Raw genomic sequence first — 6315 nt, 5'->3', positions numbered from 1 at the left:
CGCCTTGTCCTGATTTGAATTTAATCCACTATAACGCTGGAAACAAACGCCTAACGAAATTTGCAGATTATGGCAAACCAAGTAAAAAGGTCGTCTGAAAACCTGTTTCCAAGTTTTCAGACGACCTTTCAGCTTTTCAGTCAAAACGACCAAGCGTTACGCCAAGCCTTTTGCTTTCAACACTTCCAGCATGGTGCTGCCCAATTCGGCAGGGCTGCGGGTGTAGGCGATGCCGGCTTTTTCGAAAGCGGCGAATTTTTCTTCCGCAGTACCTTTGCCGCCGGAGATAATCGCACCGGCGTGGCCCATACGTTTGCCTTTAGGAGCGGTAACACCTGCGATGTAGCCGACGACGGGTTTGGTTACGTTGGATTGGATGTATTCGGCTGCTTCTTCTTCCGCAGTACCGCCGATTTCACCGATCATGATGATGGCGTCGGTATCGGGGTCTTCTTGGAAGAGTTTCAGCGCGTCGATTTGGTTCATGCCCGGAATCGGGTCGCCGCCGATACCGATACAGGTTGATTGACCCAAGCCCAGTTTGGTAGTTTGTGCCACGGCTTCGTAAGTCAATGTACCGGAACGGGAAATGATGCCGATGCGGCCGGGAGTGTGGATGTGGCCCGGCATAATGCCGATTTTGCACTCGCCCGGAGTAATCACTCCCGGGCAGTTAGGGCCGACCAAACGTGTGCCGTTGCCGTTGGTTTCCAAGTAACGTTTAGCTTTGAGCATGTCCAGGGTCGGCACGCCTTCGGTAATCACAACCACCAAGCCTACGCCTGAATCAACTGCTTCAACGATAGAATCCAACACAAACGGAGCAGGAACGTAAATCACGGATGCGTCTGCGCCGGTTTCTTTAACCGCTTCTTTCATGGTGTTGAACACGGGCAGGTTCAGGTGGGTTTGACCGCCTTTGCCCGGGGTAACGCCGCCGACGACTTTAGTGCCGTAAGCCAGAGCTTGTTCGGAGTGGAAAGTACCGTTTTTACCGGTGAAACCTTGAACCAATACTTTGGTGTCTTTATTAATCAATACGCTCATTCTTTTCTCCTTAGGCGTTTACGGCTGCGACAATTTTTTCGGCTGCGTCATTCAGGCCGTCGGCGGAAGTCAATTTCAGACCTGATTCGTCCAGGATTTTCGCGCCGAGTTCGGCGTTATTGCCTTCCAAACGGACAACGACAGGCACGTCAACGTTGATTTCTTTAACGGCTGCCACGATGGCTTCCGCGATCATGTCGCAACGGACGATACCGCCGAAGATGTTGATCAATACGCCTTTGACGGATTTGTCTTCGAGAATCAGTTTGAACGCTTCAACTACGCGCTCTTTGGTCGCGCCGCCGCCTACGTCCAAGAAGTTGGCAGGTTGGCCGCCTTTGAGTTTGATGATGTCCATAGTTGCCATCGCCAAACCTGCGCCGTTCACCATACAGCCGATGTTGCCTTCCAGCGCAACGTAGTTCAGGTCGAATTCGGAGGCTTTCAGCTCGCGTTCGTTTTCTTGGGATTTATCGCGCAATTCGGCGATTTTCGGCAGGCGGTAGAGGGCGTTGCTGTCGATACCGATTTTGCCATCCACGCAGGCGAGCGCGCCGTTTTCTCGAACTGCCAGCGGGTTCACTTCAAACAGGGCAAAGTCGTTTTCGACAAACGCTTTGTACGCGCCGGTCATCAGTTTGACGAACTCGTTGATTTGTTTGTCTTTCAAGCCCAGTTGGAACGCAACTTCACGCGCTTGGCAGGGTTGCAGGCCGACCAGCGGGTCAACGGTTACTTTGAAGATTTTTTCAGGGGTTTCAGCGGCAACTTTTTCGATTTCCACACCGCCTTCGGTCGAAGCCATGAATGTGATGCGACGGGTAGAACGGTCGACCACCGCGCCCAAATACAGCTCGGTTTGCACCGGATACATGTCTTCGCAAACCAAAACGCTGTTGACCGGCTGACCGTTGGCATCGGTTTGATAAGTAACCAAATTGGTGCCAATCAGGCTTTCTGCCACTTCTTTGGCTTCTTCACGGCTTTTGACGACTTTTACGCCGCCCGCTTTACCGCGTCCGCCTGCGTGGACTTGGGCTTTAACGACGGCAAATTTGCCGCCCAGTTTGTCGTAAGCGGCTGCGGCTTCTTCGCCGTTGTGCGCCAAAATACCGCCTTGCACGGGCAAGCCGTAGCTTGCCAGCAGTTCTTTAGCCTGATACTCGTGTAGATTCATGGATTTCTCCTTTAGATTAGTGGAATGCCCTGAGACTGCCCATAAATGACAACCCCGTGCGTTTCAGACGACCTTTCGGCGGTCGGAAAATCGTCGTTTCACTTGCTGAACGGCAACCACATCCGCGCAAGCAGATACATGATTGCGCCGCCGCCCCCGAGGATAAAAAAGACGATGCCTTTTTTACGCGAATTCGGGCAGAGCAGGTAAACGGCAAGGCTGAAACTGATAAACAACAATGCCACGCGCCAAACCAATTCTTTGTCTTTGAAGCGGTTGAGCGTATAAGTTTCGGTCATCATCACATACATCTGCCACAACGCGGCCATACACATGCTGATGATGCCCATCGGTATAAACAGGATACCGATTACTTCTTTATTCATAATCAAATGCTGTCTGTGAATGTGTCGCCGATTATATATAGTGGTTCAAGTTTAAACCAGTACTGCGTTGCCTTGCCTTGCTGTACTGTCTGTACTGTCTGCGGCTTCGTCGCCTTGTCCTGAATTTAAACTTAACCCACTATCGTAGATTCATAGAAAATGCTTAAATCGTCATTCCGACAAGAGAACAATGGCAACTGATATGCCCTATTTTCCCTCTATACCTATCGGAACATTGCTTCCGAACATTCATCTTTCCGAAAAGGTCGTCTGAAACTTTTTCAGACGACCTTTTATGCTTTACTTGACCTCATCAGCCATGCAAAGCGCGCTTGTCGGCGGCCAGTGCGGCTTCGTGAACCACCTCGGACAAGGTCGGGTGGGCATGGATGATGCGTGCGATATCTTCGCTGCTGGCGAAGAATTCGAGCGCAGTGACGCCTTCAGTGACCAATTCGCTGACAACCGGGCCGATCATGTGTACGCCCAAAATGCGGTCGGTTTTGGCATCTGCCAACACTTTGACCGTACCTTTTGCCTTACCCATTGCCAACGCGCGGCCGTTTGCGCCGAAGCCGGAAGTGCCTTTTTTGTATTCCACGCCTTCGGCTTTGAGCTGCTCTTCGGTTTTGCCAACCCAAGCGATTTCGGGGTCGGTATAAATCACGAACGGTACGCTGTTGAAATCGATATGCGGTTTCTGACCGGCGATGCGCTCGGCAACGGCCACGCCTTCGTCGCTGGCTTTGTGCGCCAGCATCGGGCCGCGAACCACGTCGCCGATTGCCCAGACATTAGGCAGGTTGGTGCGGCATTCGGCGTCCACTTTGATAAAGCCGCGCTCGTCTTTTTCCAAGCCGACGGCTTCTGCGTTCAAGCCTTTGGTGTTCGGAATACGGCCGATGGCGACGATGAGTTTGTCAAAGACTTCGGTTTTGGCTTCGCCTGCGGCGGTTTGGTAGGCAACGGATACGCCTTTGCCTTCAGATTTGATGTCGCCGATTTTCACGCCCAGTTCGATGTTCAAGCCCTGCTCTTTGGTGAAGTATTTGAAGGCTTCTTTGGCGATTTGCTGGTCGGCGGCGGCAAGGAAGGTCGGCATGGCTTCGAGGATGGTAACTTGCGAACCGACGCGGTTCCATACCGAACCCATTTCCAAACCAATCACGCCCGAACCGATGACGCCCAGTTTGGCGGGCACTTCGGTCAGGTTCAATGCACCTTCATTGTCCAATACGTTTACATTGTCGATGGCAACCTGCGGCAGCGGACGCGGCACGGAACCGGTCGCTACGATGACGTGTTTGGCTTCGATAACGGTTTTCTCGCCTTTGTTATCGACTTCGATTTGGTAGGCATCACCGTTTTTTCCGGCAAATGAAGCCGTACCGAACAGGCTGGTTACTTTATTTTTTTGGAACAGGAATTTCACGCCGCCGGTGAGCTTGGTTACGATGGCGTCTTTGCGCGCAATCATTTTCGCCGCGTCGAATTTGATGTCGCCGACGCTGATGCCGTGTTCGGCAAAATCATGCTGCGCAGCATGGAAATGTTCGCTCGACTGCAACAGGGCTTTGGAAGGAATGCAGCCGACGTTCAGGCAGGTGCCGCCCAGCGCGGGCGCATCGCCTGCTTTGTTGACGCCCGCATCGACACAGGCGGTTTTAAAACCCAGTTGGGCGGCGCGGATGGCGGCAACATATCCGCCGGGACCTGCGCCAATGACTACTACATCGTATTGAGACATGTGAAAAATCCTTTGTTTGACATTTTTGCCGCAGGAAAACCTTCGGCAGCGGTATAGTGGATTAACTTTAAACCAGTACAGCGTTGCCTCGCCTTCCCCTGATTTGAAGTTCATCCACTATATTTTGCATAAGAGGTCGTCTGAAAGCGCGGCTTCAACGAAGTTAAAACTCATTCTGCCTTTTTCAGAGTGCGAAGCCTGCCCGCAGGCACGACCTTTGAAACTTCAGCTCGATTGGTTCGGCCGCATCAGCGGCGGCAGGAATGCGGGCTGTATTCCCTGACTTCCTGTCCGGTGAAATTGTTGTAAACGCGGACGGTAGCGTGCGGATAGCGTTTGCACAAAACGCTGCGGGCGACGGGGATGCCTGCTTTGTTGCTGTCCATTTCAAAACGCTTGTTCAACATTCTGCCGCGCGCGTCGTAGGCGTTGACGGAATATTCCTTGCCTTCGAATGCGGCACACGCGCCAAGCAGGGAAACGACAGCCAAAAGCGGAAACAGGGAAATGGGTTTCATGGATACGCTCCTAATGGATTTTCAACCGTTTGCCTCTGCACGGAAAGTGGCAGCAACAAACCATATTCTCCCTTAGATTTCAAACATCCCGCCGTTTTCAGACGACCTTTTTTCGTTTCAAGGTCGTCTGAAAGCCAGTAAGCAGCCTGATTTCAAACTGCTTTGTTTTGATCCGCTTTATATCCCTTTGGCGGCGTTTACAGATCCAACAACAGGCGTGCCGGATCTTCCAGCGCGTCTTTGATGGCAACCAAAGTCAGCACAGCTTCGCGGCCGTCGATAATGCGGTGGTCGTAAGAGAGCGCCAGATACATCATCGGGCGGACAACGACTTGACCGTTTTCCACGACTGCGCGCTCTTTGGTTGCGTGCATACCCAAAATAGCGGATTGCGGCGGATTGATAATCGGGGTGGACATCATGGAGCCGAACGTACCGCCGTTGGTGATGCTGAACGTACCGCCGGTCAAATCTTCCAGCGCGATTTTACCGTCTTTGGCTTTTTTGGCGTAATCGACGATGGCTTGTTCGATGTCGGCAATGCTCATTTGGTCGGCATCACGCAGAATCGGCACAACCAAACCGCGCGGACTGCCGATGGCGATACCGATGTCGAAATAACCGTGATAAACGATGTCGTTGCCGTCAACGGAGGCATTCACCACCGGATATTTTTTCAGCGCGGCAACGGCTGCTTTGACGAAGAAAGACATGAAGCCGAGTTTGACACCGTGTTCTTTCTCGAATTTTTCTTTGTATTTCGCGCGCAAGTCCATGATGGGTTTCATGTTGACTTCGTTGAACGTAGTCAGAATCGCGTTTTCCTGTTGCGAAGCCAAGAGACGTTCGGCAACGCGGGCGCGCAGCCGGCTCATCGGAACGCGTTGTTCCGGACGCGCACCCGCGGGAACAGGTGCAGACGCGGCAGCGGGTGCAGCAGCAGGTTTGGCGGTAGCGTTTTGCACGTCTTCTTTCAAGACGCGACCGTCACGGCCGGAACCTTGCAGCGCGTTCACATCCACACCGGTTTCGACTGCCAGTTTGGCGGCGGCAGGCATGGCGGCATTGGTTTGCGCAGCGGCGGGAGCGGCTTCAGGCGCAGGCGCGGTGGCTGGTGCTTCAGCAGAAGCGGTTGCTGCGGTGTCGATGCGTGCCAACACTTGCTCGGCGGCAACGGTTTCGCCGTTTTGGGCAATGATTTCGACCAATACGCCGGCTTGTGGGGAAGGTACTTCCAAAACCACTTTGTCGGTTTCGATGTCGATCAGGATTTCGTCGCGTGCTACGGCTTCGCCGACTTTTTTCTTCCATTCCAAGAGCGTGCCTTCGGATACGCTTTCGGACAGCATGGGTACTTTTACATCAATAATCATTTTGTGTCTCCGGATGGTCGTTGGTTTTCAGACGACCTGTTGTGTGTTATCTCTTTTGTTTGGCGGG

General features: G+C 52.8%; 6 protein-coding genes and 1 pseudogene. 1 reads left to right on the top strand and 6 read right to left on the bottom strand.

Translation table 11 applies throughout. From position 1 onward, the window contains the following. Positions 1–156: 156 nt before the first annotated feature. From sucD to lpdA, 4 genes and pseudogenes are all read right to left on the bottom strand, one after another. The gene (gene sucD, locus HMPREF2726_RS11615; RefSeq protein WP_003745608.1) at positions 157–1047 is read right to left on the bottom strand and encodes a succinate--CoA ligase subunit alpha; all 891 of its coding nucleotides are present in this window, start codon (positions 1045–1047) and stop codon (positions 157–159) included. Positions 1048–1057: 10 nt separating this feature from the next. Beyond that, a pseudogene (gene sucC / locus HMPREF2726_RS11610) lies at positions 1058–2227 on the bottom strand (ADP-forming succinate--CoA ligase subunit beta); the annotation flags it as partial. Positions 2228–2322: 95 nt separating this feature from the next. Beyond that, on the bottom strand, positions 2323–2610 hold the full coding sequence (locus HMPREF2726_RS11605; RefSeq protein ID WP_003755543.1) for a hypothetical protein: 288 nt from the start codon (positions 2608–2610) through the stop codon (positions 2323–2325). Between the two features lie 313 nt (positions 2611–2923). Continuing rightward, positions 2924–4357 carry a dihydrolipoyl dehydrogenase gene (lpdA, locus tag HMPREF2726_RS11600; RefSeq protein ID WP_009312042.1) on the bottom strand — a complete coding sequence of 478 codons (1434 nt, stop codon included), beginning with the start codon at positions 4355–4357 and terminating at the stop codon, positions 2924–2926. Between the two features lie 16 nt (positions 4358–4373). Here lpdA and HMPREF2726_RS13480 point away from each other — a divergent pair, with 16 nt between their 5' ends. After that, the gene (locus HMPREF2726_RS13480; protein ID WP_094113007.1) at positions 4374–4640 is read left to right on the top strand and encodes a hypothetical protein; all 267 of its coding nucleotides are present in this window, start codon (positions 4374–4376) and stop codon (positions 4638–4640) included. Here HMPREF2726_RS13480 and HMPREF2726_RS11595 read toward each other — a convergent pair. Beyond that, complete coding sequence (locus tag HMPREF2726_RS11595) at positions 4606–4875, bottom strand: hypothetical protein (protein WP_009312043.1); 270 nt, start codon at positions 4873–4875, stop codon at positions 4606–4608. The genes HMPREF2726_RS13480 and HMPREF2726_RS11595 overlap by 35 nt on opposite strands. Before the next feature lie 197 nt (positions 4876–5072). Next, positions 5073–6248, bottom strand: a complete 1176-nt coding sequence (odhB, locus tag HMPREF2726_RS11590) for a 2-oxoglutarate dehydrogenase complex dihydrolipoyllysine-residue succinyltransferase (protein WP_070603438.1) — start codon at positions 6246–6248, stop codon at positions 5073–5075. Positions 6249–6315: the final 67 nt, after the last annotated feature.

This window comes from Neisseria sp. HMSC074B07 (assembly GCF_001810355.1).
Lineage (GTDB): Bacteria > Pseudomonadota > Gammaproteobacteria > Burkholderiales > Neisseriaceae > Neisseria.
The sequence above is the reverse complement of the archived record's forward strand: the minus strand, read 5'-3'. Positions and strand labels throughout refer to the sequence as shown.